19 protein-coding genes are annotated in these 24,103 nt (G+C 68.4%); 12 read left to right on the top strand and 7 right to left on the bottom strand.

All coding sequences use genetic code 11. From position 1 onward, the window contains the following. Nucleotides 1-22: 22 nt before the first annotated feature. Genes OXG83_08120 through OXG83_08105 form a run of 4 tightly spaced genes read left to right on the top strand, consistent with a single transcriptional unit; the run spans nt 23 to nt 4,232 of the window. Complete coding sequence (locus OXG83_08120) at nt 23-610, top strand: hypothetical protein (GenBank protein MCY3964989.1); 588 nt, start codon at nt 23-25, stop codon at nt 608-610. 20 nt (nt 611-630) lie between these two features. After that, complete coding sequence (locus OXG83_08115) at nt 631-1,617, top strand: hypothetical protein (GenBank protein MCY3964988.1); 987 nt, start codon at nt 631-633, stop codon at nt 1,615-1,617. After that, the gene (locus tag OXG83_08110; protein ID MCY3964987.1) at nt 1,601-2,674 is read left to right on the top strand and encodes an alkaline phosphatase D family protein; all 1,074 of its coding nucleotides are present in this window, start codon (nt 1,601-1,603) and stop codon (nt 2,672-2,674) included. Before OXG83_08115 ends, OXG83_08110 begins: the two co-directional genes overlap by 17 nt. 16 nt (nt 2,675-2,690) lie before the next feature. Next, on the top strand, nt 2,691-4,232 hold the full coding sequence (locus tag OXG83_08105) for an amidase (protein MCY3964986.1): 1,542 nt from the start codon (nt 2,691-2,693) through the stop codon (nt 4,230-4,232). Between the two features lie 16 nt (nt 4,233-4,248). Here the strand turns inward: OXG83_08105 and OXG83_08100 are convergent, their stop codons facing one another. Then, nucleotides 4,249-4,947, bottom strand: a complete 699-nt coding sequence (locus tag OXG83_08100) for an RraA family protein (protein ID MCY3964985.1) — start codon at nt 4,945-4,947, stop codon at nt 4,249-4,251. An 83-nt stretch (nt 4,948-5,030) separates the two neighbouring features. Here OXG83_08100 and OXG83_08095 point away from each other — a divergent pair, with 83 nt between their 5' ends. Continuing rightward, entirely contained in the window at nt 5,031-6,122 is a 1,092-nt protein-coding gene (locus OXG83_08095; protein MCY3964984.1) for a DUF5671 domain-containing protein, read from the top strand. 107 nt (nt 6,123-6,229) lie between these two features. On the opposite strand, the gene OXG83_08090 is transcribed toward OXG83_08095, so the two are convergent. After that, the gene (locus OXG83_08090) at nt 6,230-7,396 is read right to left on the bottom strand and encodes a nitronate monooxygenase (GenBank protein MCY3964983.1); all 1,167 of its coding nucleotides are present in this window, start codon (nt 7,394-7,396) and stop codon (nt 6,230-6,232) included. A 114-nt stretch (nt 7,397-7,510) separates the two neighbouring features. Next, on the bottom strand, nt 7,511-8,074 hold the full coding sequence (locus tag OXG83_08085; GenBank protein ID MCY3964982.1) for an ATP-binding protein: 564 nt from the start codon (nt 8,072-8,074) through the stop codon (nt 7,511-7,513). Between the two features lie 52 nt (nt 8,075-8,126). Between OXG83_08085 and OXG83_08080 the strand changes: the two genes are divergently transcribed. Beyond that, a complete protein-coding gene (locus tag OXG83_08080; GenBank protein MCY3964981.1) occupies nt 8,127-10,172 on the top strand; it encodes a DUF3604 domain-containing protein in 2,046 nt (681 codons plus the stop codon). Nucleotides 10,173-10,183: 11 nt separating this feature from the next. Here the strand turns inward: OXG83_08080 and OXG83_08075 are convergent, their stop codons facing one another. Next, a complete protein-coding gene (locus tag OXG83_08075) occupies nt 10,184-10,711 on the bottom strand; it encodes a DUF4399 domain-containing protein (protein ID MCY3964980.1) in 528 nt (175 codons plus the stop codon). A 161-nt stretch (nt 10,712-10,872) separates the two neighbouring features. Between OXG83_08075 and OXG83_08070 the strand changes: the two genes are divergently transcribed. Further along, nucleotides 10,873-11,214, top strand: a complete 342-nt coding sequence (locus OXG83_08070; GenBank protein ID MCY3964979.1) for a hypothetical protein — start codon at nt 10,873-10,875, stop codon at nt 11,212-11,214. A 22-nt stretch (nt 11,215-11,236) separates the two neighbouring features. On the opposite strand, the gene OXG83_08065 is transcribed toward OXG83_08070, so the two are convergent. Further along, nucleotides 11,237-12,532, bottom strand: a complete 1,296-nt coding sequence (locus OXG83_08065) for an acyl-CoA dehydrogenase family protein (GenBank protein MCY3964978.1) — start codon at nt 12,530-12,532, stop codon at nt 11,237-11,239. A gap of 69 nt (nt 12,533-12,601) precedes the next feature. Between OXG83_08065 and OXG83_08060 the strand changes: the two genes are divergently transcribed. From OXG83_08060 to OXG83_08045, 4 genes are read left to right on the top strand one after another with little or no spacing between them, the layout of a single operon-like run. Next, on the top strand, nt 12,602-14,617 hold the full coding sequence (locus tag OXG83_08060) for a pyrroloquinoline quinone-dependent dehydrogenase (protein MCY3964977.1): 2,016 nt from the start codon (nt 12,602-12,604) through the stop codon (nt 14,615-14,617). Nucleotides 14,618-14,643: 26 nt separating this feature from the next. Next, nucleotides 14,644-15,777 (top strand): hypothetical protein, encoded by a 1,134-nt coding sequence (locus OXG83_08055; GenBank protein ID MCY3964976.1) that lies wholly within the window; start codon nt 14,644-14,646, stop codon nt 15,775-15,777. Beyond that, nucleotides 15,768-18,419, top strand: a complete 2,652-nt coding sequence (locus OXG83_08050; GenBank protein ID MCY3964975.1) for a carboxypeptidase-like regulatory domain-containing protein — start codon at nt 15,768-15,770, stop codon at nt 18,417-18,419. Before OXG83_08055 ends, OXG83_08050 begins: the two co-directional genes overlap by 10 nt. A gap of 46 nt (nt 18,420-18,465) precedes the next feature. After that, nucleotides 18,466-21,177 carry a carboxypeptidase-like regulatory domain-containing protein gene (locus OXG83_08045; protein ID MCY3964974.1) on the top strand — a complete coding sequence of 904 codons (2,712 nt, stop codon included), beginning with the start codon at nt 18,466-18,468 and terminating at the stop codon, nt 21,175-21,177. Between the two features lie 30 nt (nt 21,178-21,207). Here the strand turns inward: OXG83_08045 and OXG83_08040 are convergent, their stop codons facing one another. Further along, entirely contained in the window at nt 21,208-22,047 is an 840-nt protein-coding gene (locus OXG83_08040) for an SUMF1/EgtB/PvdO family nonheme iron enzyme (GenBank protein ID MCY3964973.1), read from the bottom strand. A 119-nt stretch (nt 22,048-22,166) separates the two neighbouring features. Here OXG83_08040 and OXG83_08035 point away from each other — a divergent pair, with 119 nt between their 5' ends. Then, nucleotides 22,167-23,246, top strand: coding sequence for a hypothetical protein (locus OXG83_08035; GenBank protein MCY3964972.1), 1,080 nt, complete (start codon nt 22,167-22,169; stop codon nt 23,244-23,246). A 27-nt stretch (nt 23,247-23,273) separates the two neighbouring features. On the opposite strand, the gene OXG83_08030 is transcribed toward OXG83_08035, so the two are convergent. After that, complete coding sequence (locus OXG83_08030) at nt 23,274-24,089, bottom strand: thioredoxin family protein (GenBank protein MCY3964971.1); 816 nt, start codon at nt 24,087-24,089, stop codon at nt 23,274-23,276. Between the last annotated feature and the right edge of the window lie 14 nt (nt 24,090-24,103).

Raw genomic sequence — 24,103 nt, 5'->3', positions numbered from 1 at the left:
CCCGGCAGGAGACCCGTCGACGATGCCAAACATCCCGTTCGCGGCGGGTGCCTTGGCCCTTGGCCTCCTGGCGTTGCCGGCGACGGCCCAGGAAGTCGGCGACGACGCGCCTGCCGAACCCTCGTCGAGCGAAGTCGCCGACCGCGTGCGAGCGGACGTCGACGAGACCTCGCTCCGCTGGCTCGGCATCGCTCGGGTCCGTTACTCGATTCCTCTAGAGTTCTCAGCGGGTGGCGGAGCCATCCTGGCGCGCATGCCGGCCAGTTACGACTGCACCGCCTTCTGTGAATACCGCGGGTTCGTGGCGCAGATCGAACCGGGTTCGGCGGGAGGACAGCTCGGCGTCGGCTATGCGCGCGTGATCGCCGCGCGGAAGCCGCGTTCCGCCTTCCTGAACAACGTCTATGTCGGCTGGGGCGCCCGCGCCGTCCTGGTCCGCACCTGGGGAGACTCCGAACTCGATCCGGCGCGGCAGACGCTGGCCGGCTTCGAAGGGCAGTTCGCGCTGCCTCGCATTACGTTCAACGTGGGCGTCTTGCGGCGGATCAGCTCCGCTCACCAGGACGCCGACCGCTACGTGTACACGGCCGGCATCGGCTGGGGGTTCTGATGCCGGGAGCGGGGCGACGGGTGTCGGCGCGGTCTGGATTGGCTGCCCTGGTCGTGGCGCTGCTTCTCGGACTCGGCGGCACCGGCGCCGCTTCGGGCCTGGAGACGGATCAGTTCTTCGCCTGGGGCCGCCACCTCGAGGACATGACCGAGGTGCTGAACGCCCGGGTCAACCTGGAACTCGACCGCTTGGTCGCCGAGCTGAACCGGGAGGGCAGGGACCGCCGGTGCCAGAAGGTACGGTTCCGGTTCTTCAAGCGTCATCGCATGCTGTTCTTCGACGGCTTCGAGACCTGGTCGGTGAACTCGCCCCTGGTCAGCCGGTCTCCCTCGGGACCCGAGGAGATGCGGGAGTTCGAGCAGAAGTACATCTACGGCGGCACGTCGCCGCTGTTCGACACCGGCCGGTGGATGCCGCCGAGTCCGACGGTGGAGGTCAACGGGGTACGGCTGGGCACGGACAAGCTCACGCATTTCCTGGGAACCGCCTGGTACTACCACCGCTGGTATCGAAAAGCCCGCGCGCGGGGCGCGACGCCCGCCGAAGCGGAGGATCGAGCCGTGCGTCGCGGTCTGCTGCATGAGATCACGATCCTCGGCAGGGCCGTCTCGGGCGTTCTGTCCCTGGCCGATCTGGAGGCGAACTACGAGGGGATGTGGTTCTACGAGCACCTCTGCGCCGGCGACGACCCCCATGTCGTCTACGAAGAGGGGCTTTGGCGCCTCCGCAGACCGTTCGATCTGCGGGACTACGTGACGCCCGAATGGGATGAGTCCTACCAGCCGAACATCTACGTGCGCCGGAAGTGGGAGAAGGTGAAGCCACGGATGCTGGGATACTGTCCGATGCTCGAACACCCGCAGGTCAGGGCGATGCGTCAGGAGTATGCGAAGAGGGACCGGGTCACGGAGACGGAGAAGCTGATCGATGAGATGGTCACCGCTGGAAAACTGCCGGACCCGTCGGGGTACTCGATCGAGAGCCTGTGCGATGAAGCTGCGAACTGAGGCTCTGCTCGCGGCCGCGCTGCTGGTTCTGGCCTGCGGTGCGCCGACCGCTGAACCGGCCGCGGAGACCGCCGCGGCGGTCGAGCCGGCGCTCGAACGGATCGGCCTCGGCTCCTGCCTGAGGCAGGACCTGCCGCAACCGATCTTCGACGCGATCCTGGAAGACGATTTCGAGCTCTTCGTGTTCCTCGGCGACAACGTCTATGGCGATGTCGAGTCCGAGGACCTGCGCGAGTTGCGGGACGCCTACGCGATGCAGGCGGAAGCCGAAGGCTTTAGCCGGCTGCGACAGGCGGGAGTGCCGCTCGCCGCCACCTGGGACGACCATGACTATGGTCTGAACGACGCCGGCGCCGACTTCTTCGGCCGCGAAGAGGCGCAGCGGATCTTCGAGGACTTCTGGGACGTGCCGCCGGATTCCGAGCGTGCCTCGCGCCCCGGGGTCTACGACGCCGTGACCTACGGCCCGCCCGGTCGTCGGGTTCAGCTCATCCTGCTCGACACGCGGTACTTTCGCTCCCCGCTGCGGCCGACCGACGAGCGCGGTGCGCCGGGCAAGGAGCGCTACATGCCGGATCCTGATCCGGACAAGACGATGCTGGGTGAGGATCAGTGGGCGTGGCTCGGTCAAGTGCTCCAGGAGGAGGCGGATCTGCGCATCCTGGCGTCGTCGATCCAGGTGATCGCCGACGGTCACGGGTACGAGGCGTGGCGTCAACTTCCGGCCGAGCGTGATCGCCTCTACGCCCTGCTACGCGAGACGGGCGCGAATGGCGTGATCGTGATCTCCGGCGACCGCCACCGCGGCGGCATCTACCGTCACGACGACGCGCTCGGCTACCCGCTTCTGGAACTCACCGCGAGTTCTCTCAACTCGGCATTCAGCAGCGGGGAAGAGGCCGGGCCGTACCGGTTGGGCCCGACCTACCGGCCGGAGAACTATGGTGCACTGTCCATCGACTGGACTTCCCGCTCGGTGACGCTGGAAGTCCGCGACATGGACGGCGAGTCGGTCCTCGAAGAGACGCTCAACGTGGATGACCTGCGAGCCGAGTGAATACAGGAGACAGTAGATGACGACCCTCGAGCCCGAACACCAGGAAATCAACGGCGTCTCGCGGCGCCAGGTGATCCACGCCCTGTCCCTCGCCGGTGCCGCCGGGCTACTGGTCGGGTGCGCCGACGATGCGGCGGCGCCTGATTCCGCGGCAGATGCCGCTGCGGGACCGATGCCTGACGATCTCTGGCGCGCCGGTGCGAACGAACTCGCGGCGGCGATCCGCCTCGGCGAGGTCTCGAGCCTGGAAGTCGTCGAATCTCACCTGGCGCGAGTCGAGGCAGTCAACGGCCATCTGAACGCTGTCGTTCGTGTCCTGGCTGACGAAGCACGGGAAGCCGCGCGTGCCGCCGACGAGGCGGTGGCGGCGGGCGCCGAGCTTGGTCCGCTGCACGGCGTGCCGATCTCGGTCAAGGACAACATCGCCGTCGCCGGCACCCCGACCACGAACGGCGTTCCGGCGTTCGCCGAGGAGAACGCCGAAGAGGACGCGTTGATCGTGACGCGCCTCAAGGAGGCCGGCGCCATCGTCCTGACCCGGACCAACCTGCCAGATCTCGGCCTCAGGGTCCATACGGATAGCTACCTCTACGGCGTCACGCGCAACCCGTGGGCCGCGGACCGCAACGTCGGCGGTTCGAGCGGTGGTGAAGGCTCCGCGCTGGCCAGCGGCATGAGTTGCTTGGGGCTTGGCAACGACATCGGCGGTTCGCTTCGCATCCCGGCCCAGTGCAACGGCATCGCGTCGCTCAAGCCGACGCTGGGGCGCATCGCCAGTGCCACGGGGGGCAGCATGTCCGGCCAGTTGATGGCCGTCGACGGTCCGATGGCGCGTCGCGTGGCCGATCTGCGTACCGCGTACGAGCTGTTGGGGAGATACCACCGCAGCGATCCATGGTCGGTCCCGGTTGCCCTCGACCTGGAACCGCCGGCTTCGCCGGTCAAGGTCGCGCTGGTGCCGGAGCCCAGCGGCGGTTCGACTCACCCGGATATCGCCGCCGCCGTGCGCGCGGCGGGCGAGGCGCTGGAGGCGGCGGGGTACGCGGTGGAAGAGGTCGAACCGCCGATGGCCGCCGAAGCGCGACGAGCCTGGGAGGTCTTCCTCGGTTATGAGTTGAACACAGCGAGGCAGGCGCTCAAGGAAGTCATGTCGCCTGACGCCTACGATTTCTTGGTGCGCGCACTCGACATGTTCGGGGTCGAGTCGCCCACGGAGTACGAGGCGATGTACGGCCAGCGTCACCGGATCGCCAGCGTCTGGCAGGAGTTCCAGGAGGACTACCCGATCACGCTGGCTCCGATCATGACCCAGCCGCCCTTCGTCGTCGGCTACGACCTCAAGGAACCCGGCGACGTCCTCGACCAGATGCGCTTCGAAGTCGCTCTCAACCTGCTGGGCCTGCCCGCCGTCTGCGTGCCGACCGGCGTCGCCAACGGCCTCCCCCAGGTGGTCGAGGTGATCGGCGGCCGCTATCGGGAAGGACTCTGCCTCGAGGCGGCCCAAGCGATCGAGGACGCGCTCGGCATCATCACGCCGATCGATCCCGTGATGGCCTGAGCGGCTCGCCGCCGACTCAGTGGATCTCCGCCGCCTGGCCCCAGGCGGCCCTCAGCTTGTCGAAGTCGAAGTCCGGCTGCTTGGCGGCGTCGATGATGACCCGTTCGCGCCGGGCGATCAGGTCGGCCGCCGCTTCGACCTGGTCGGCGACGTCGGCCGGAACAACGACGGCACCGTGCTGGTCGGCGTGGATCAGGTCGCCGTCCGCGACGGCCATGCCGGCGACGCTGACCGGACCACCGTAGTCGACGACGTGGACGTGGGCGTGCGAGGGTCCGATGCGGCCGGCCAGCAGTTGGAAGCCCTCTGCGACGTCGTCCATGTCGCGGATGCTGCCGTCGGTGATCACGCCGAGGCACCCCAGGCCGCGGTGAACGTTCGAGTTCACCTCGCCCCAGAAGGCGCCGTAGCCGCGGGCATCGCCGTCGAGATCCTGGATCACGGTGATCGTGGGGTCTTCGCCGGAAGCCAGGTACTCGTAATAGCCCATCGAAGTGCGGCGGGCCTGCTTCGGATCGACCGAACTCGGGTGCTGGGCGCGGATTCGCGCCGTGCGGGCGAAACCGACGATAGGCGGCAGATCGGGCCGAGCGCACACGAGCGGGTCCACGGTGTAGCCGTGGCCACGCCGCTCGGGCGCCACGACCTCAAGTGCGTTGCAGACGGTGGGGGTGTCGAGGGATCGGAGGGCGTCGAGAACGGCGGAAGAAGTCATGGGAGCGCATGTTAACCATCGGTGTTGACGCGACGGGGGATCGCGTGTAATGTTGACATCGTCAACAACACGGAGGAGAAACCGTGAACGAGGAACTGAGCCGGTTTGTACGAGAAGCACTGTCGAGAGGCGCGAGCCGCAACGAGATCCGGGAGGCTTTGGCGGACGCGGGTTGGCGACAGGGCGACATCGACAAGGCCCTCGGCGTCTGGGTCGACCGGGAGTTCGTGGCGCTGATCCCGCGGCCCCGCCCGTATCTGGGCGCGCGCGAGGCCTTTCTCTACCTGGTCCTCTTCGCCGCGCTGTACACGGCGGCGATCAGCTTCGGCAACGTGATGTTCGTGCTGATCAACCGGGCCTTCGCCGACATCGCGTTCACTCTTCCGGCGGCGGCTTCCGCCGAGATGCTGCGGTGGGGACTGGCTTATCTCGTCATTTCCTTCCCGGTGTTCCTGCTGGTTCAACGAATGGTGAGAAGAACGCTGCGCGACGATCCGGACTTGCGTTCGTCGCGGATCAGGAAGTGGCTCACCTATCTGACGTTGTTCGTTGCGGCGGGTGTCCTGGCCGGCGACCTGATCGCCCTCGTGTTCTTCGGTCTGGGCGGTGAGCTGGCTGTCCGGTTTCTCCTGAAGGTCGGGGTCGTTGCGGCGATTGCCGGCAGCGTGTTCGGCTACTACTTCTGGGACCTCCGCCAGGACGACGCGGAAGCGGCCGAAGGCGGTCACGCGCCGAGACTGCCAACCGTCTTCGCCGGTGTGTCGGCGGCGGCTGTCCTGCTGGCGGTCGGCCTGGGACTGGTTGCCGTCGGTTCGCCCGGAAGGGCGCGCGAGCGCGGGCTGGATGTCGCGCGCGTGGGGAACCTGCGGGACATCGTTCGGGGCGTCGACATCTACTGGGAGCGGAACGGCTCCCTGCCCGCGGGCCTGGAAGCCCTCAGCGGCGAGCGGGACATCAATATCGTGTCGATCGTCGATCCGGAAACCCGGGAGCCCTACGCCTTTCGGGCTACTGGGGACAAGGCGTACGAACTCTGTGCGACGTTCAGCCTCGATGCACCCACCGATCAGGCGTCGCTACGGATGTATCCCTACCGGGAACGGTTCTGGAGGCACCCGGCCGGCTATCACTGCTTCGACCTCGAAGCGATCGAGCCCGACGCGCGCCGGTGGTAGGTGCCGGAATGCCGGCCGGAACCCGGGTGGCGCGTTCCGCGCCACACGCGAACCAGTCCGTGCGCCCGTCAGCGGGCGCGCGGATGGCAGGCCGGCGCACCCAGTGTCTAGACGGCGACCTGGACCTGAACCCGTTGCGAAAGCCGCGCGCCCAGGAGGTTTGAGGCGTCTGCCACCATCTCGTGGAGGATCTCGCTGGCCGGGCGAGCCTTCTGCAGCATGCCGGAGGCCTGGCCGGCGGCGTTCATCAGCAGGTCGTCCCGTCCGGCGGTGCGGATGGAGTGGAGCAGGTCGCGTGTGAGCACGCCCTGGAGCCCCATCGGCAGCGCCCGTATGCCGCTGTCCTCCCAGGCCTGGATCAGCGGATTCGTGATGTTCCGCATCGTCTTGCCGCTGTAGAGACGGGTGACCACGGTGTCCTCGGTGGCGGCCTCCAGAATGCGCTGCTTCTGCAGCGCGGGCTGGTTCGCCTCGTTCGAAACCAGGAAGGCGGTGCCGCACCAGGCGCCGATCGCGCCCGCTGCGATGACCGCGGCCAGTCCGCGGCCGTCGGCAACGCCACCCGCGGCAACGACCGGCAGCGGCGCCACCGCGTCCATGACCTGGGGCAAGAGCGCCAATGTGCCGATCTTGCCGGTGTGACCGCCGGCCTCGGTGCCCTGGGCCACGACGATGTCGGCGCCGCCGTCGGCGACCCGGCGCGCGGCGCGGGCGTTGCCGACCAGGGAGACGATCTTGATGCCGGCGTCCTTGAGCGCCCTCGAGAAGGGCGCCGGGGACCCGAGACCGGAGGCGAACACCGGTATCTTCTCTTCCAGCAGCACCTCCATCTGGGCGCCGGCGTAGCTCTTGCCCTCGGGCACCGTCCAACTCGGCGGCGGGGGCGGGGCTTCGACCCACTCGATGCCCAGGTTCTCGGCCATCTTCCTGAGTGCGTCGCGCGTCTCCGCCGGCACCAGGTCGCGGGTCGGCACGGTCGCCGAGGTCGGTCCGCTGCCCGCCTTCTCCAGGAAGTTCGAAGCCAGCAGCAGGTCGACCCCGAACGGCTTGTCCGTCCTCGCGCGCACCTTGTTGATCTCCGCCCGCAGGTCCTCGGGGCTGTAGGCAACGCCTCCGATCACGCCCAGGCCGCCAGCTTCCGAAACGGCGGCCACCAGTTCGGCCTTCGCGACGGGTTCCGCGCCCCCCGCCACGGGACCCATGCCGGCGGAAAAGACGGGATACTCGATCCCCAGCATGTCGCAGAGTTCGGTGCGAAGGAAGGGACGGGACATGGCGACTCCTCTTGAACTTGTCGACGTCGGCGGCGAGAGCGCCGAGGTGCTGTGCGCTGTGGGTATCGGGCTACGGGATGAACCGGGGCGTGAGTATACGCGCGCCGCCGCGCGTCAGAGCAGATCGAGTTGGGGGATGCGGAGCTCGTTCGACACTGCCTCCTCGACGATGTCGAGCCAGTCGTCCCGACGTTCGGGGTGAAGGACCAGGACTTCGATCCGGCGATCCTCCAGTTCGTTCCAGAGCCGGTCGTCGATCTGCTGCCGGAAGGCGGGATCGACGGCGCGGATGCCGTCGGGCTGCGCCTCGCTGCCGCGCAGGATGGGCACATAGACCTTCAGGTCGTAGGTCGTGCACCAGGACTCGATCAGCGGTTCGAACGCCGGCTGGCGCCCGTGAGCGAACAGCAGGTAGACGTAGTTGTCGAGCACGCTGCGGTCGCAGATGACGACCGGCGAGCGAGCCTCCGCGGCCAGTTCGTCGGCGATCTGAGAGTAGAGGATCCACGACTGGGCCTCCAGTGTTGTGCCTTCGTTGAGGGGCAGGGGACAGCGCCGGGCTACCTCGACCACGACATCGAGGTTGATGTCCCGGCGTTTCAGGCGGGAAGCGAGACCGTAGGCCAGGGTCGTCTTGCCGACGCCGTGGGTGCCGATGAAGGCGATCTTGTAGGGCATTGGACTGCGTGCAGACTACAGCCGTTGGCGCCGCTCGTGAGAGGATCTCCGAGTGCGCCCTTTCCGATTCGCTGCTGCCCTCATGCTGATGGTCGTGGCGTGTGGGCCGGCACCTGATGAACCGACGAGCGGCTCGTGGCCCGACCGCTCTCCGCGTCACGACGTCGTCGAAGAACTGCGCGCCGACCTCCTGCGGCCGCGTTCGAGCGCTGACGGCGGCGGCACGGCCGCCGTCGAGGCCTTGAGGGGCCCGGCTGTCGCAGGGAATCCGGGAAGCTGGCGGATCGTCTACCGGGCGGGGCCTGCGGGCGTAGCGGTCGGAGGAACCGTCCATCTCCAGGTGTCGCCTTTCTGGGGCTGGAGCACACCGCAGACGGAACGTCCGGAGGCACTGGGCTACACGACGGTCGAGACGGACGCTGCCGGCGTCGAACTCTCGGCGGAAACGCTGGATCAGCAGTTGCTCGCGATCAGCGTCGGCGGCCGGCCGCTCACGGCAGGACAAGAGGTCGTGATCACGTATGGAGCCGGCCCGGCGGGCGCGCTGGCCGACCGCTACGCCGAGCGCGAATCGCGCTTCTGGGTCGGCGTCGACGGCGACGGTGACGGTGTGCGGGAGCTAATCTCCGAGTCGCCGGCCGTCGATGTGATGCCGGGGCCGCCAGCACGGTTACTGCTTCACCTGCCCTCGACCGCTCGGCCGGGCGACCGGGTCACGCTCACGGCGGCGCTGGCCGACGCGGTCGGGAACGGCTGGCCCGCGGCAGCCGGGACGCTGGAACTTCGGTTGCCGGCCGACGTCGACTTGGTCGACTCAAGGGCCGATTCGGCGGCCGAGGTGGAGCGGGTCGTCTCCCTGGCTCTCGCCGTGGAGGATCGAGGCCGGCTCGTCGTTCCGCTTCGGCTTTCCGCCGAGGCCCGCGGTGTGTTCAGGGTGAGCGGCCGGCTGATGGGTGCCGAGACCGAGCCTGGACTCGAAGCGGAAAGCAACCCTCTCCTCGTCTCGCCGGCCGGCCGGCGTATCCTCTGGGCGGACCTCCAGAACCACTCCGGCCTCTCCGACGGTTCGGCGACGCCGGACGATTTGTTGCTCTACGCTCGGGAGGTGGCCGCCCTCGACGCTGCGGCGGTGACCGACCATGACCACTGGGGCATGCGGTTCATGGACCGTGAGCCCTCGATCTGGCGGCGGACGCTGGATGCGGCCGACCGGCGGCACGAACCCGGACGCTTCGTCGCCCTGGCCGGCTACGAGTGGACGAACTGGGTCGAGGGCCACCGCCACGTGGTCTTTTTCGAGCGGGCCGCCGGCGCGTTGGGTGGTTTGCTCCTGAGTTCGATCGACGAGCGCTTCGACGAAGCGGTCGAGCTCTGGGAGGGACTCGACGGCGCCCGTGCCCTCACCTTCGCTCACCATTCGGCCGGCGAACCGATCGCCACGGACTGGTCGGCGGCGCCGCCTCCCGGACTGGAGCCGGTCACCGAGATCGTCTCGGTCCACGGGTCGAGCGAGGCTGCGGACTCGCCGGGCCTGACGGTTCGGGGCGCCCTCGAAGGCAACTACGTGCGCGACGTCCTCGACCGCGGCTACCGGCTGGGGTTCATCGGCTCAAGCGACGGTCACGACGGCCATCCCGGATTGGCGCACCTTTCATCGCCCAGTGGCGGCGTGGCGGCGATTCTGAGCGACGAGGTGACCCGTGAGGGGATCTACGAGGCCCTCCTCTCCCGTCGTACCTACGCGACGAACGGCCCGCGAATCGTGGTGCGGGCGAGCTACGCCGGCTGGCCGATCGGCGCGGTGATTCCGGAAGCTGCGCTTGCTGCGGGAGGGGTCGGCCCGATCGCCGGCGTGCCGGAGCGGACTCTGGTCGTGCGTGCGGTGGCACCGGCCGAGATTGCTCGCATCGAGGTCGTCAGCCGCCAGGGCGGGAGCGGCGCCGGTGCCATCGCCGGCGAGGCTCTGTGTCCCGAAGGCGAGCGCGAGTGCAGCCTGACCGTCGCCTTGCCGGAGTTCCGGTCGGGCGGCTATCTCTATGTCCGCGTAGTCCAGACGGACGGCGGCGCGGCCTGGACAAGCCCGTTCTTCTTTGAATAGGCGGACGCTGCCTACTCCGCTGCCTCCTCGGCCTCGTCCTCGACGTGCACCATGATGTACTGCGACAGCCCCGGCTCGTCGAGCGTCCGGTGCTCGCCGTCGCCGATCTGCAGGCATAGGTAGTGCTCGCCGAGCGGAAGCTCGAGTTCGATCGAGTCTGAGCCGTCTCCGAAGTGGATCCACGGGTCCGCGGTGGGGATCACGATGCCCGGCTCCAGGCACTCCCCGTCGATCGCGATGTGGTAGTGGCCGGCCCCCTCGTTGATCGCGCCGTCGCCGACGGGCTCGATGATGAAGTTCTCGGCCGCGAACTGCAGGTTGATCAGACTGGGGATCGTGTCGTGGTTCTCCAGCCCCACGAAGTAGACGCGCGGCGCTCCGTCGTCGGCCGCTTCTTCGGCGTGGTCCATGTCGCCTTCCGCGTGGTCATGGTCCGAGTGGTCTTCGCCGGATTCGGCGGCGCAGCCGGCGAAGAGCAGCAGCAGCGCGGCTGCCGCCAAGACGGGAAACGGGCGGTTCTTGGCGAGGTCGAGGAGCATTTCGGGTTCTCCGTCAGATGGCCGGGCGGTACCCGGGTTGATGCCGTTCAGCGGGATCGGAACCCTAGCACGCCCGGTAGGGGAGGCGATGCCGGCGTGTGAGCCGGATTGGCAGGTCAGGCTTGCCGATACAGCACCTGTCAGCTAGATTCCGGCTCGCCATGATGAAGAACTTCCTGTTTGCGATCGCGTACCTTCTCGGCGCCGGCTGGTGGGCCTCTCAGGCGATGGTCGACGCCGCGGCAGGTTCCTGGTGGAGCCTCATCGCCTTCTTCGGCGTGCTGACCTTCTTCCTGGTCCGCATCGGCTGCATGGGCGGCAGCGAGGAGGATGCCCAGAAGATGGGCAACGTCTTCTCGATCCTGGTGGCGGTCGCTCTCCTGGTGATCGCCGTCATGGGCCTGATGGACGAGACCAGCGGCATCGCGAACCTCGTGTTCGCGCTGCTGTTTGCGCTCGTCGCCGGGCTCGGCGTGCGCGCGACGGCCGCCGCCCACGCGTAGCGGCGAACCGGCTCGGCCCGCTCTACAGCGCCGCCACCTCCAGTTCCAGCGCCTCGGCGTACTTCTCGAGCGCCGCCTGCCGCAGCTTCGGCAGGTGCGTGGTCGGGAAGAGGTCGTCCGTGCCGGCGTACTCGCGGAGGATCTGTCGCGCCACCGTGATCTTGTGGACCTCGGTCGGTCCGTCTGCCAGGGCCATGTGGAAGGAGTCGACGACTCCCGCCGAGAAGGTCATCTCGTTCGAGACGCCGAGCGAACCGTGGAGCATGAGCGCTCTCGAGAAGACGTCGAGGTAGACCTTCGGCATGACCGCCTTGACGGCCGAGATGTCCTTGCGGACCATCCGGTAGTCCTTGTACTTGTCGATCTTCCAGGCGGTCTGCAGAACGAACAGGCGGAACTGCTCGATCTGCGCCCAGGAGTCGGCGATCTTCTCCTGGACGAGCTGTTTCTGGGCCAGCAACTCGCCCTGGGTCGTGCGTGACAGGACGCGCTCGCACATCTGGTCGAAGGCCGTGCGGACCTTGGCGATCGTCCGCATCGCGTGGTGGATGCGGCCGCCGCCGAGGCGGGTCTGGGCGACCACGAAGCCCTGGCCGCGCTGGCCGAGCAGGTGGTCCTTGGGCACGCGCACGTCCGTGTAGCGGACGTAGCCGTGTGAGCCGTCCTCGTTGCCGGTGCCGACGGCGACGTTGCGGATGATCTTGACGCCGGGCGTGTCCTTCGGCACGAGGAACATGGACATCTTGTTGTAGGGCGGCGCGTCCGGGTCGGTAACCACCATGACGACCAGCAGGGAGGCGTACCGGGCGTTCGAGGAGAACCACTTCTCGCCGTTGATCACCCACTCGTCTCCGTCGAGGACGGCGCGGGTCGTGAACACCTTCGGATCCGAGCCCCCGTGCGGCTCCGTCATCGAGTAGGCGGAGACCATCTTGTTGTCGAGCAGGGGTTGCAGGTAGCGGGCCTTCTGCTCGTCCGTGCCGTAGTGGGCGATGATCTCCGCGTTGCCCGAGTCCGGCGCCTGGCAGCCGAACACGATCGGCGCGTGCGGCGAGCGGCCGAGAATCTCGTTCATCAGCGCCAGCTTGACCTGGCCGTAACCCTGGCCGCCGAGATTCGGACCCAGGTGGCAGGCCCAGAGCTTGCGCTTCCTGACCTCCTCCTGGAGCGGCGGAATCAGCTTCTGGCGCTTCGGGCAGGAGAGATCGTAGGGACTGCCGAGGACGAACCGGAGCGGTTCGATTTCGTTGGTGACGAACTCGTCCATCCAGTCCAGCTTGTCCTGGAATTCAGGGTCTGTTTCGAAGTCCCATGCCATCGTTCTTCTCCTCTAGGCCTTGTTCCTGAAGGCCGCATAGCGTACAGGATCGCCACGTAGACTCGCCGGATGTTCCTGAACAACGTCTGCCCACTGGGTGCGCCGGCCTTCTGGCCGGCTTCCGAGCTCCGGCTGACCTTGAGCGCCATTCTTCTGCTGCCCGCGGCTTTGGGCTGCGGCAGCCTCTCCGACTCCGTCTCCGCCGAAGGCGGCGAGTGGCGTCACTACGCCGCCGACCGCGCCTCGACGAAGTACTCGCCGCTCGACCAGATCAACCCGTCCAACGTCGACCGGCTGCGCGAGGTCTGGCGGTGGACGTCGGTCGAGACGGAGGCCGACACGGAGTACCGGGGCGGCCAGTACAAGAGCACACCTCTCTACATCGACGGCACGCTCTACATCACGACCTCGCTCAGCCAGTTGGCAGCGATCGAGCCGGGCACGGGTGAGACGCTCTGGGTCTACGACCCGAAGAGCTACGACGCCGGCCGCCCGGCCAATGCCGGTTTCCAGCACCGCGGGCTCGAGTACTGGAGCGGGAAGATCGACGGCGAACCCGTCGAGCGCCTGATCTACGCCGCCCACCATCGCCGCCTGATCTCGCTGGACCGCCTGACCGGTGAGCCGGACCCCGCGTTCGGCGACGCCGGCATGGTGAACACCGCCCTCGGCCTGGGCCGCGAGATCAACGAGGGACAGTACACCCACTCGGCGCCGCCGATCGTCTGCGCGGACGTCATCGTGCTGGGCTCGATCATCTCGGACGGGCCCCGCGGTCCGCAGATGCCGCCCGGCCATGTCCGCGGCTACGACGTGCGCACCGGCGAGCAGCGCTGGATCTTCCACACGATTCCGCGGCCCGGCGAGTTCGGCAACGACACCTGGCTCGACGGGTCCTGGGAGTACTCCGGGAACACGAACGTATGGACGATGATGAGCTGCGACGACGAGCTCGGCATGGTCTACCTGCCCGTGTCGACGCCGACGAACGACTGGTACGGCGGCCACCGGCGCGGCGACAACCTGTTCGCCGAGAGCCTGGTGGCGTTGGACGCCCGCACCGGCGAGCGGAAGTGGCACTTCCAGGCCGTTCGCCACGGCCTTTGGGACTACGACCTGGCCTCGGCTCCGAACCTGGTCGATGTCACCGTGGACGGCCGTGAGATCAAGGCGGTGGCCCAGGTCAGCAAGCAGGGCCTCACGTACGTGTTCGACCGGGAGACGGGCGAGCCCGTGTGGCCGATCGACGACCTCCCGGTGCCGCAGACGACGGTGCCCGGTGAATGGAGTTCCCCGACCCAGCCGATGCCGACGAAGCCTGTGCCCTTCGAACGGCTCGGCATCACCGAGGACGACCTGATCGACTTCACGCCGGAGCTTCGCGCCGAGGCGCTCGAGATCGCCGAGGACTACGTGCTGGGCCCGATCTACACGCCGCCGCTCGAGGTCAGGGAGGGCGGCAAGCTCGGCGTGCTGACGCTGCCGTCCGCCGCCGGAGGCGCGAACTGGCGGGGCGCCGCGGTCGATCCCGAGGCGGGCGTGCTCTACGTGCCGTCGATGACCAAGGTGATGAGCTTCGGCGTCCGGCCGGCCGACGCGGCCCGCTCCGAGTTCCGCTACGTCGATGCCCTTGGCCTCCTGGAGGGGCCGCGGGGTCTTCCCCTGGTCAAGCCGCCCTACAGCCGGATCACCGCGATCGACCTGAACACGGGCGAGCACCTGTGGCAGGTTGCCCACGGCCCGGGCCCGAAGGACCATCCCGCGATCGCCCACCTCGATCTGCCCGATCTGGGCAGTGCTTCCCACGGCATCCTGTCGAACGGCGGTCTGGTGCTGACCAGGGACCTGATCTTCATCATCCAGGCCGACTACGACCCGAGCCGAATGACCTTCATGGGCGACGCCGGACACATTCGCGCCTACGACAAGCGGGACGGTGCGAAGCTCTGGGAACACCGCGTCGAGCCGACGCCGCACGGCACGCCGATGACCTATCTCCACGAAGGGCGGCAGTACCTGGCGTTCACGGTCGGCGCCGGCCGCTGGGAACAAATCCCGGCCCTGGTGGCGTTGGCGCTGGAGTAAGCCTTGTAACAGGGAGGTCCAGCCCCATGACGCGGTGGATTGCGCCCGGTGGCGCCGTCCTGGGTTCGTTGCTTCTTTGCGGGTGCTCGGCGGTCGGCACGCCCGAGCCCGCCTGCCGTCCGTTGGAGGTCACCGAGCTGCCGAGTCTTGGCCTGATCCGCGGCACATGGATGGACGAGGAGCGGTTCGTGCTGGTGGATTTACACCAGTCGCGATTGCTCCTCTACGGTGCGGATGAGGGGCTCGTTCGTATCGTCGACGGCCGGGAGAGCGCGGACCTGGCGCTGACCTTCGTGTGGCCCGTGGGCGTCCAGCCCTGGGGACGAGGGTACGTGCTTGCAGACCGCTACCCAGATCAGGATCGCTTGCTTGAGCTGAACGCGAACCTGCGACCGATTCGCGTGCTCTGGGAGAGCGACGTCGAGGAGAAGACGACGGGTGGCTGGAGCGGCGACGACGTGTACGCCATCACACAGTTGGCCGCTGTGCGCGACCGCCTCTATGTGCAGGGAACTCGGTTGGATGACGCACGGCACTCAGAACTACTGCAGTGGGAAGAGGAGTTCGTAGAGTTCAAGGCGGATCCTCGGCCAAGTGCGCCTTCTGACGCGCTGAGGGAGGTGGCCGCCTGGCCCGGCTTCCCGGGAGAGCTTGGTTGGTTCGGATCCACTTCCGATCTTGCGGCGACGGGGGGTCGCGCCGGTTCAACATTTGCCCTCCGTTTCGCTCCCGATGAGCCCTTCATCCATGAACTCGTCGGTGAGGGCCGGCGGCTCGAGGCCTTTCCGGACCTGCCGGCGCCGTTCCCGGAGTCGCTTCGCGCCGCCGGAGGCGGATGGAGTGGATGGGGACCTCTGGAGGCGTCCAGCTATCCGGCCGGTCTCTACGCCGATCGGGACTCTCTCTACGTCTTGATGCGAGACGCGACCGGCAACGCGGTCGTCTGGGACCTGCACCGCATCGACGCGGAGCAGGATGCGATCGTCGGCAAGGTGCGTCTGCCGACGAACGCGCCTCATGTGGGTCTGCTTCCGGGCCCCAGGTACTGGCTGCTCCAGGAAGCGACCAGCGGCGTGGAGGATCCGCTGCGTCGGCCGATTCGGCTTCTCTTGATCGACGCGGAGGCGATTCGCGCCGGGGAGGTTTCATCATGCGATTGAGTGCCGTTCTCGCCTGCCTTGCCATCCTTCAACCGCTTGGTGTGCCGGGGGCGGCACAGCCGACGCCAACGCCCACTCCGGGCGCGCTCGTCGTGCTGGGAGCGGACGGCCAGCTGGTCGCCGACGCTTCGGTGACGGTGATCCAGCCGAGCCGCGCCGGCCTGTCGCCGGTGGACGCGTTCCTGGTGCGCAGCGAAACGGAGGAGAACGGCGTCGTCGAAGGCGCCGTGCCTCGGTTGCGCGGGCTGACGGTGATCGTCGATCATCCGGCGCACCAGCCGTTCGTGGCCGCGTACGCGAACCGGCCGCCACCGGAGGTGATCCGGTTGCAGCCGGGGCGGACGGCGAAGGGCTTCGTACGTGAAGCCGGCGGTGGCCTCGGGGTGGCCGGAGCGAGCGTCTGCGCGTCCTGGCGCGACCCGAGCCTTCCCGAGTGGTTCGGAACCCTGCGCCGCTGCACGGACAGCGGCGAGCGGGGCGCGTACGAGCTTCCGGGCCTGGCGGCCGGGAACCTCCAGGCGACGGCGGAGGCACCCGGTTTCGAGACGGACGCCCGCACGATCGAGCAGGGCCGGCGGACCCCGCGCGTCGAGTTCGAACTCGTCGCCAGTGAGCAGTCGGTTGATGAGGCGCCGCCGGCGCCGACCTCGGCCGGCGCGGTCCTCGTCGAACTCGTCGGCGCCGCCGGTGAACCGATCCGGAACTTCACGATGCGGACGAACGGGGTGGGCCGGATGGCCGGCTCCTCGCACGGTGTCGAGGATGCCGAGGGTCCGGTGGTGGTTCCGATCCGCGCTTCGTTCGCGGGCGATGCCGCGGTCGACCTTTCGTTCCGGGCGGAGAACTACCTGGAGTCTCCGCTCGTCCGCGTCGCGCCGATCCCCGGCGGTGAGATCGAACTCGGCCTGATCGCCCTCGAGTCAGGGGCAGTCGTGCAGGGGCGGCTCTTCGACGCGGTGGGGGCGGAACCCGCCGCCGGCTGTGTGGTCGAGCTCCTCTATCCGGGCCCGGGCGCCATTGCGGCCCTGATGATGAGCAAACGCCACCTGACGGTGTCCGATGCCGAAGGTCGGTACCTGATCGGCGGCCTCCGGGCGGGCCGCTATCACCTGCGGCTGCAATGCCCGGGGGCGCCGGTCACGGATCGGCTGGTCGTGCTGGGCAAGGGCGAACTGGCCGACCAGGGTGAGTCCTGGTTGAACACCGGCCGGCCGGTCGCCGTGCGTGTCCGGGGTCTGGAGGCGGGGATGGCTCGCCTGCTGGATCGGTTCCGGGAGATCGAGAGCCCGATCGTGGAGACGGCGCTGCGGTCGTCGTCAGAGGCCGGGGCAGGCCGAAGTGGCGATGAGGACTCGACGGTGCAAGCGGAGTTCCTGGCGGTTCCCGGCCTCTACAGGCTGGAGATCGTCGACGGTGCCGGCCGCCTCCGCGTGTCGCAGGAGATCGGGATCGAGGAGGGGCCGGCCGACGTGCAGACGGTCGACGTGTCGCTTGCGACCCGAACGATCCGCAGCATGCTGGCATTGGACGGTCGCCCGGCGACGGGCGGCACCGTTTCCTTCGGCAGCGTCTTCGAGCCATCCCGGAGCACCTTCAAGATCCAGCTCTCCTCGCAGCGCCGTGGCGGCGCCCAACAGAGCCGCATGCTGGGCGTGGGAAGCCCGCCGGTGCGCGCCACGGTTGGCACGGACGGCTCGTTCGAGGTCGACGGCGTTGCCGACGACCTGCTGTGGATGACCTGGTACGCCGGCGACGGCAGCTACCTCGGGCGGCTATGGCCGGCCGACCCGGTCCCGCGAATGGACCTCACCGGTGTTCGGGTGACCGGCTCGCTGCTCGACGTGAACGGCACGCCGGTCGGCGGCCAGGTTTCCCTGATCGGAGACCTGAGCCGCGTCGTCGCCTTCGCGGAGGCTGGCGACGACGGCCGCTTCGTGCTGCCGCCGGTTCCACCGGGAAGCTACCGGCTCAAGGGAAGCGCCGGCGTGTCCCCGAGCCGTGCTCGGGAGGGCAGGAGCAGCCTGGCGGGAACGGCGGTCCAGGATCTCGTCATCACCACCGAGCCGCCGGTTCACCAGTTCCTGCGTGTGGAGGAGGCGGAGCCCGGCGTTCTCGAAGTGGAGCTAAGACGGGCCGACGGCAGTCCGGCTGGTGGCATCTGGCTCAACTTCGTCAATGCGGCGGGCGACGTCGTCGGCGGCGGTCTCGCATCGGCCGGCGGGCAGAGAACCCGGAGTGTGCCCACCGGGGAGGTGAACGTGGTCTGGAACGACGCCGCCGCCTGCGCCGGCAGCGTCGGATTGAACGTTGAGGCGAATCGCACGTCGACGCTGCGGGAGTCGCTGCCGGTGGGCCGTTTGCTCGAACTCCGGTGCCCGGCCGCCGACTGCGCCGGCGAGCCGCTCTCCTTCCTCAGCGTGACGACCGAGTCCGGCGCCGAGATCGCGAGCCACCTGACAGGCGCCGGTGAGGCCGTGCGGTTCTCCGAGTCCGGACGGCTCGGCCTCGGCTGCGTGACGCCGGGCTCGTACGACGTCTCGTTCTGGGCTGCCGGTCGCCGCTGGGGCGCGGAGTTCAGAGTGAGCAGCAGAGGGGCTCCGGAGGAGCCGGTGATCGTCAACGGCCTGGAGGCTGGGCTGTAGTGGACCGGGCCGTCGCAGGTTGGAGTGGCAAGGAGGTGTGTAGGTGATGAAGTGGTCCCCTGTTCTCACGATCCTCGGCGTGCTCGTTGTTGGCGCCGTCGTCTCCGCGACCCCGGTTGCTTCCCAGGCGCCGCCGGAGCCAGGCCGGATTCTCGTCCTTGGAGCGGCAGGCGAACCCGCAGGCGGCGCCACGGTGACGGTTCTTCGGCCCGCGACAGAACGGGTTGCCGCTGTCGGAGCGGTCACGCCTGCGTCGTCGGCCCAGGGCCCTTCCCCGACGGAAGCGATCCTGCTGCGGACGGCGACGACGGCGGAGGGCGTCGTCGAGGATCCCCTGCCCCTGCTTCGCGGCCTGACCCTGATCGTGGACCATCCCGCGCACCTGCCGTTCCTTGGCTCGTATCCCAACGAGGCGCCGCCCGGCGTGATCCGGCTTCAATCGGGGCGCACCGCGAAAGGAGTCGTCCGCCAGGGCGAGGGCGGGAACACGGTAGTCGGAGCGCGGGTCTGTGCGTTTTGGCGGAACCCGGATGCGGTCGGCTCGTTCGGCCCGACGGAGCGATGCGTCGACAGCGGCGAACGCGGTCTCTTCGAGCTTGCCGGGCTGCCGGCGGGGAGCCTTCAGGCGACGGCTAAGGCGCCCGGTTTCGAGACGGACGCCCGCACCATCGAGCAGGACCGGCGGCCTTCTCGCGTCGTCTTCGAGCTGGTGGCCAGGGACGAGCCGGCCGAAGAGGCGGAGGTCGAGGCGGCGGTGGCCGGTGAAGTTCGGGTGGACCTCGTCGGCGCTGCCGGTGAGCCGATCCCGAACTTCACGATGTGGGCGTTCGGAGTCGGGCAGAGGGCAAGTGCCCCACACGCCGTCGAGGCCGCGGACGGCCCGGTGTCGGTACCGATTCACGCCTACTTCGCGGGCGCGACCACGATCGACGTCGCGTTCGAGGCCGACGACTACCTGCGGTCGGCGCTCATCCGCGTTGCGCCGGTCCCGGGCGGCGAGGTCGACCTCGGTCTGGTCGCCCTCGACCGGGGGGCGGTCGTGCAGGGCCGGCTCTTCGACGCGGTGGGTGCCGAACCTGTCGCTGGCTGCCTGATCGAACTCCTGCTGGCGGGGGAGGGACCAGCCATCCAGGCTGCGCGAATGACGGAGCAGCATCTTGCAACATCCGATACAGACGGTGAGTACCAGGTGGGTGGACTCGAGGCGGGCCGCTACCATCTGCGTGTTCAGTGCCCTGGTGTCCCCATCACCGATCGGTTCCTCGTACTCGGCACGAACGAGATGGCGGACCAGGGCGAGTCATGGCTGCACCCGGGCCGCCGCGCTGCGGTCCGCGTAGAAGCTCTGGGCGGCGGCAGCGTTCGCTTGCTGGACCGTTTCCGTGAGATCGCGTCGCCGATCGTCGAGGCACCTTTGCAATCACCGGCTCAAGCCGGCGACGGGGAGCGGGGCGATGACGAGACGAGTGCGCGGGCTGAGTTCCTGGCGGCTCCCGGTACCTATCGCCTGCAGGTGGCGGACGAGACAGGTCAGCTTGCCGTCTCGCAGGAGATCACGATCGAGGAGGGTCCGGCGGACGTTCAGACGATGGATCTGCGGCTGCCCATGCGGACCATTCGCAGTGTGCTGGTCCTGGATGGGCGGCCGGTGTCAGGCGGTACCGTCCGGTTTGGCAGCGTCCTGGACGCGTCGCGGAGTTCCGGGAAGTTCGGGGTGGTTTTCCAGACCGCTGCGGGCGAGATTCAGCGTCTCTTCGGCTTCGGTGCAGGTCCGCGACGACTGTCTGCGGAAGTGGCTCCAGACGGTTCCTTCGTCCTCGAGAAGGCCCCGGCGGACCTGTTGTGGATGACCTGGTATCCGGGAGACGGGAGCTACGTCGGACGTCTGTGGCCGGCGGATCCGTTGGTCCAGGCCGACCTGAGCGGCGTCCGCGTCACGGGCCAGTTGTTCGACGAAACCGGGGCGCCGGCTGCGGGTCAGGTCTCCCTGCTTGGTGATCTGGGCAGGATCGTCGCCTACGCGGAAGCCGGTGACGACGGACGTTTCGAACTACCGCCCGCACCGCCGGGCGCGTATCGGCTCAAGGCCGATGCGGGCCTGTCATCGACGCTGATGAATCGAGGAAGTACTGGTCTCACTGGAAGCGTGACGCAGGATCTCCTGCTCGGGACCGACCCGCCGCTGCATCAGTTGCTGAGGATCAGCGAAGCGGCGGCGGGCAGTGTCGAGGTGGAACTACAGCACAGCGACGGCCGCCCCGCCGGGGGCGCCTGGCTGCACCTGGTGAACCCCTCAGGCGATGTGGTTGGTACCGGGCTCGCGACGGAGGCCGGCAACTTCGCGAATCGGCAAGTGCCCGCGGGCGAAGTGTCTGTTGTCTGGAACGATGTCGCCGCCTGTACCGGCGGCGTCGGCTTGACCGTGGAAGAGGACCGCACGGCCAGAGTGCGCGAATCGCTGCCGATGGGTCGGCTTCTCGAACTCCGGTGCCGTGCTGCCGACTGCGCGGGCGAGCCGCTCTCCTTCCTCAGCGTCACAACCGCGTCGGGCGCCGAGATCGCGAGCCACCTCACGGGTGCCGGCGAGGGCGTCCGCTTCTCCGACTCCGGCCGTCTCGGACTCGGCTGCGTGACTCCCGGCTCCTACGAGGTTTCCTTCTGGGCGGCTGGCCGCCGCTGGGGCGCGGAGGTGAATGTGAGCAGCAGTGGGCCCGCGGAGGAGCCGGTGGTCGTGAACGGCCGGGAGGCCGGTCCGTAATCCGTGATCCCGTGCGGGAGGCGCGGACTCTCAGCGGCCGAGCGTTCGGGCGACGCGGAACCCGATGATCTGCACCCCCGACGACGCGGGCCAACGGTTTCGAACCGGGGTCCTTCTTGGATCCCCTGCTCGCGAGCTTGCGCCATCCAGCCAGCTTCCGCCGCGCATGACACGTCGTTCGCAGTCTCCTTCGACCCACGCCGCACTGTCGGGCGGCGCGCCGGCAAAGTTGGGGTTCCAGCAGTCCTGCACCCATTCCTGTACGTTGCCCAGCATGTCATGAAGGCCCCAGGGATTGGCCGGGAAGGAGCCCACCGGTGCGGTTTGTTCCCCATCCCAGCGGCTGCCACAGTTCCCACAGTTCGCTTGGTTATCGCCCCAATCCAGCCTCGCCGAGGAGCCCGCGCGGGCTGCGTACTCCCACTCCGTCTCGCTCAACAGACGGTAGGTCTTGCCGGTCTCGCGGGACAGCCAGTCCACGTAGGCCTGGGCCTCCGGCCACGATACGTTGATCGCCGGACGGCGACCGCGGCCCCATCCGTCATCATCGGCCCGCTCCATCGCGCCGGTGAAGCGGTCGTAGTCCTCGAACGTCACTTCGTGTTTCGATACGGCGAACGGGCGCGGGATCTTCACTCTGCGCAGCGGTTCCTCGCGGCCGTGGCACTCCGCGTCCGGCAGCATGGGAGTGCCGAAGCAGCCCATCAGGAACTCTCCTGCGGGCAGGACCACCATCTCGGGACCGGGCTCCCCGGAACTGAGCAGGTCCGAGAAGACCTCGCCGGGTGGCGCCAGCGTCACCGCGCTGCATTGGACCAGCAGAAACGCCAGGAACAGGAAGATCGTCGATTGCCGGTGAACCGTGTTCATGAGCGCTGTCCTTTCTCAGCGTGACCGGCGTTCGCAGGCCGTGCTGCTAGCGTCCCGGAATGGCCGGGCGCTTCGCGATGGCAGTGTGTGTAGTGGCGGTACTGGTTGTGCCAACGTCCGTGACGTCCCAAGAGATTCCCTCGGCCGTCGATCTCCTTCGCGAGAGCCAGTACGACCTCTCGGGAGACGGCATGGGCTTTCTCCTCGACGAAGCGCGCCAGGCGGCGTTCTTCCTGCTGGGCGAAGTCCACTTCTCGAATGAGATTCCGGAACTGTTGCGGGAGTTATGGCCCGACCTGTGGGCATCGGGCTACCGCCACGTGGCGGCGGAGATGAGTCCCTGGATGGCGCGTCGGGTCGAGTTCCCGGCCGGGGGCGAATCTGTGCCGCCTTTCTTCGGGTTGTGGACAGTGCCAGAGGTCGAACTGGTGACGGGTCTCAAGGAGAAGGGCGCGGAGCCGGTGCTCTGGGGAACCGATCTGGAAGTGCTGTCGCCGCACCTCGTTGTGCGGGCGCTGGCCGTTGAGCATCCCGAGAACCCGCACCTCCAGGCCATGGTCGAGGCGACGGCGGGCGGCTACCGGCGGAGTCTGGCGCCGGCGCTGGCAGAGTCACTGGGAAAAGCGGCGTCAGTTCAGCCGCTACTGGCGGAGGAGCTGCATTCGTACGTGAACCTGGCTCACACGTTCGCAGTGGAGGCCGATCGCCTCGACGGCAACAGACTCAGGGCCTCCGCTCGCCGCGAAGAGGCAATGAAGGAACTGTTCGTGAGTCACTACAGGACACATGCGGCAGACACGAGCGCCAGGGTGCTGGCCCGGCTGGGCCGGAATCACCTGCACCGGGGCATCGACCGCCGCGGCGTGTCGACGCTCGGTAACTTCATCGCGGAGATGGCCGCTGCTCGTGGGCTGTCGTCGTTCCATGTGGCCGCCTTTGCTGCCGGCGGCCGGCTTCGAGCCGGACTGGCCACCGTGGATGCCGACGAAACGGGGAACGATCCGGCCCTCGAACTACTGGCCTCGGTTGGGATGTATGCGGCGACCGTCTTTGATCTCCGGCCGGTGCGGCCGGAACTGCACCGAGTGCCGGCAGGCGAACGGTCACCGACGGAGCGAAGCCTGCTCTACTGGGCCGATTCGTACGACGCGATCATCTGCTTTCGCGAGGTGACGCCCTTACGGATCGGGGTGCGCTGACGCGCGGAGTCGCGGGCGTCGTTTAGGCTACTGCGGGCCGGCGAGCAGGATTTGCAGCACCCGCGCGGGCTGGGCGAAGTCGGTCGCGCCGCCGAACCGGCCCACTTCGCGGCCGCCGCGGTAGATGATCGCCGTCGGCAGGCCCTTCACTTCGTTGCCCTTGACTTCCGGGTCCTCCCAGCCGGCCGGGGGTGAGGCGAGTCCGTAGTACTCGAAGGTGAGGTTGGAGCCTTCGAGACCGGCTTCGACCTCGAGCAGGTTGGGCAGTACCTGCTTGCAGACGCCGCACCAGGAGCCGAAGTAGACGCGCACGCGCGCCGGTTCGGCCTGGCGAAGCGCGGCCATTGCCGCGGCGTTCGGTGCGAAGGCGTCCATGCCGGCGCGGTAGCCGGGGGAGTGTTCCAGCAGTTCGCCCAGGGTGCGGTCGCCGACCAGGGGCGGCCGGGGAAGGACGCGAACGGCCCGATCCCCGATAGCCAGGGAGATCCCCGTCTGGTCGGCCTTGGCCTCGCCGACGTACGACTTGGCCGTCTCGGCGACCACGTCGTAGCCGGCGCTGGCGGCCAGGAGGTCGGTCGCCGGCAGGCGATCCACGACCATGGTGCGGGCCCACAGCAGGACGGGTTCGCCCAGGGAGTCGCTGAGGATCAGCATCGCCGCGGCCCGCTGGGACAGGTAGAGCCTGGCGGCGGAGTCGGTCTGGCCGTCGATCTCCAGGATGTAGTCGTCGATCGGTAGGAAGGCGCTCAGCACCGGGTGGGCGGTCGGCTGCGCCGCCAACGGGGCGGCAACGGCCAGCGCAAGCAGGGCGCAGAGGAACGCGATCGTCCGGCGGCTCGTCACGGCGCGGGATCCTA

It is taken from the genome of Acidobacteriota bacterium, assembly GCA_026707545.1.
Classification (GTDB): domain Bacteria; phylum Acidobacteriota; class Thermoanaerobaculia; order Multivoradales; family Multivoraceae; genus Multivorans.
This window is presented reverse-complemented; position numbering and strand designations above follow the sequence as displayed.

Excerpts from the sequence above, each read along its gene's own strand:
- OXG83_08120 (MCY3964989.1), top strand. The coding sequence starts at position 23 with ATGCCAAACATCCCGTTCGCGGCGGGTGCCTTGGCCCTTGGCCTCCTG.
- OXG83_08110 (MCY3964987.1), top strand. The coding sequence starts at position 1,601 with ATGAAGCTGCGAACTGAGGCTCTGCTCGCGGCCGCGCTGCTGGTTCTG.
- OXG83_08105 (MCY3964986.1), top strand. The coding sequence starts at position 2,691 with ATGACGACCCTCGAGCCCGAACACCAGGAAATCAACGGCGTCTCGCGG.
- OXG83_08100 (MCY3964985.1), bottom strand. The coding sequence starts at position 4,947 with ATGACTTCTTCCGCCGTTCTCGACGCCCTCCGATCCCTCGACACCCCC.
- OXG83_08090 (MCY3964983.1), bottom strand. The coding sequence starts at position 7,396 with ATGTCCCGTCCCTTCCTTCGCACCGAACTCTGCGACATGCTGGGGATC.
- OXG83_08085 (MCY3964982.1), bottom strand. The coding sequence starts at position 8,074 with ATGCCCTACAAGATCGCCTTCATCGGCACCCACGGCGTCGGCAAGACG.
- OXG83_08075 (MCY3964980.1), bottom strand. The coding sequence starts at position 10,711 with ATGCTCCTCGACCTCGCCAAGAACCGCCCGTTTCCCGTCTTGGCGGCA.
- OXG83_08070 (MCY3964979.1), top strand. The coding sequence starts at position 10,873 with ATGATGAAGAACTTCCTGTTTGCGATCGCGTACCTTCTCGGCGCCGGC.
- OXG83_08065 (MCY3964978.1), bottom strand. The coding sequence starts at position 12,532 with ATGGCATGGGACTTCGAAACAGACCCTGAATTCCAGGACAAGCTGGAC.
- OXG83_08060 (MCY3964977.1), top strand. The coding sequence starts at position 12,602 with ATGTTCCTGAACAACGTCTGCCCACTGGGTGCGCCGGCCTTCTGGCCG.
- OXG83_08055 (MCY3964976.1), top strand. The coding sequence starts at position 14,644 with ATGACGCGGTGGATTGCGCCCGGTGGCGCCGTCCTGGGTTCGTTGCTT.
- OXG83_08050 (MCY3964975.1), top strand. The coding sequence starts at position 15,768 with ATGCGATTGAGTGCCGTTCTCGCCTGCCTTGCCATCCTTCAACCGCTT.
- OXG83_08045 (MCY3964974.1), top strand. The coding sequence starts at position 18,466 with ATGAAGTGGTCCCCTGTTCTCACGATCCTCGGCGTGCTCGTTGTTGGC.
- OXG83_08040 (MCY3964973.1), bottom strand. The coding sequence starts at position 22,047 with ATGAACACGGTTCACCGGCAATCGACGATCTTCCTGTTCCTGGCGTTT.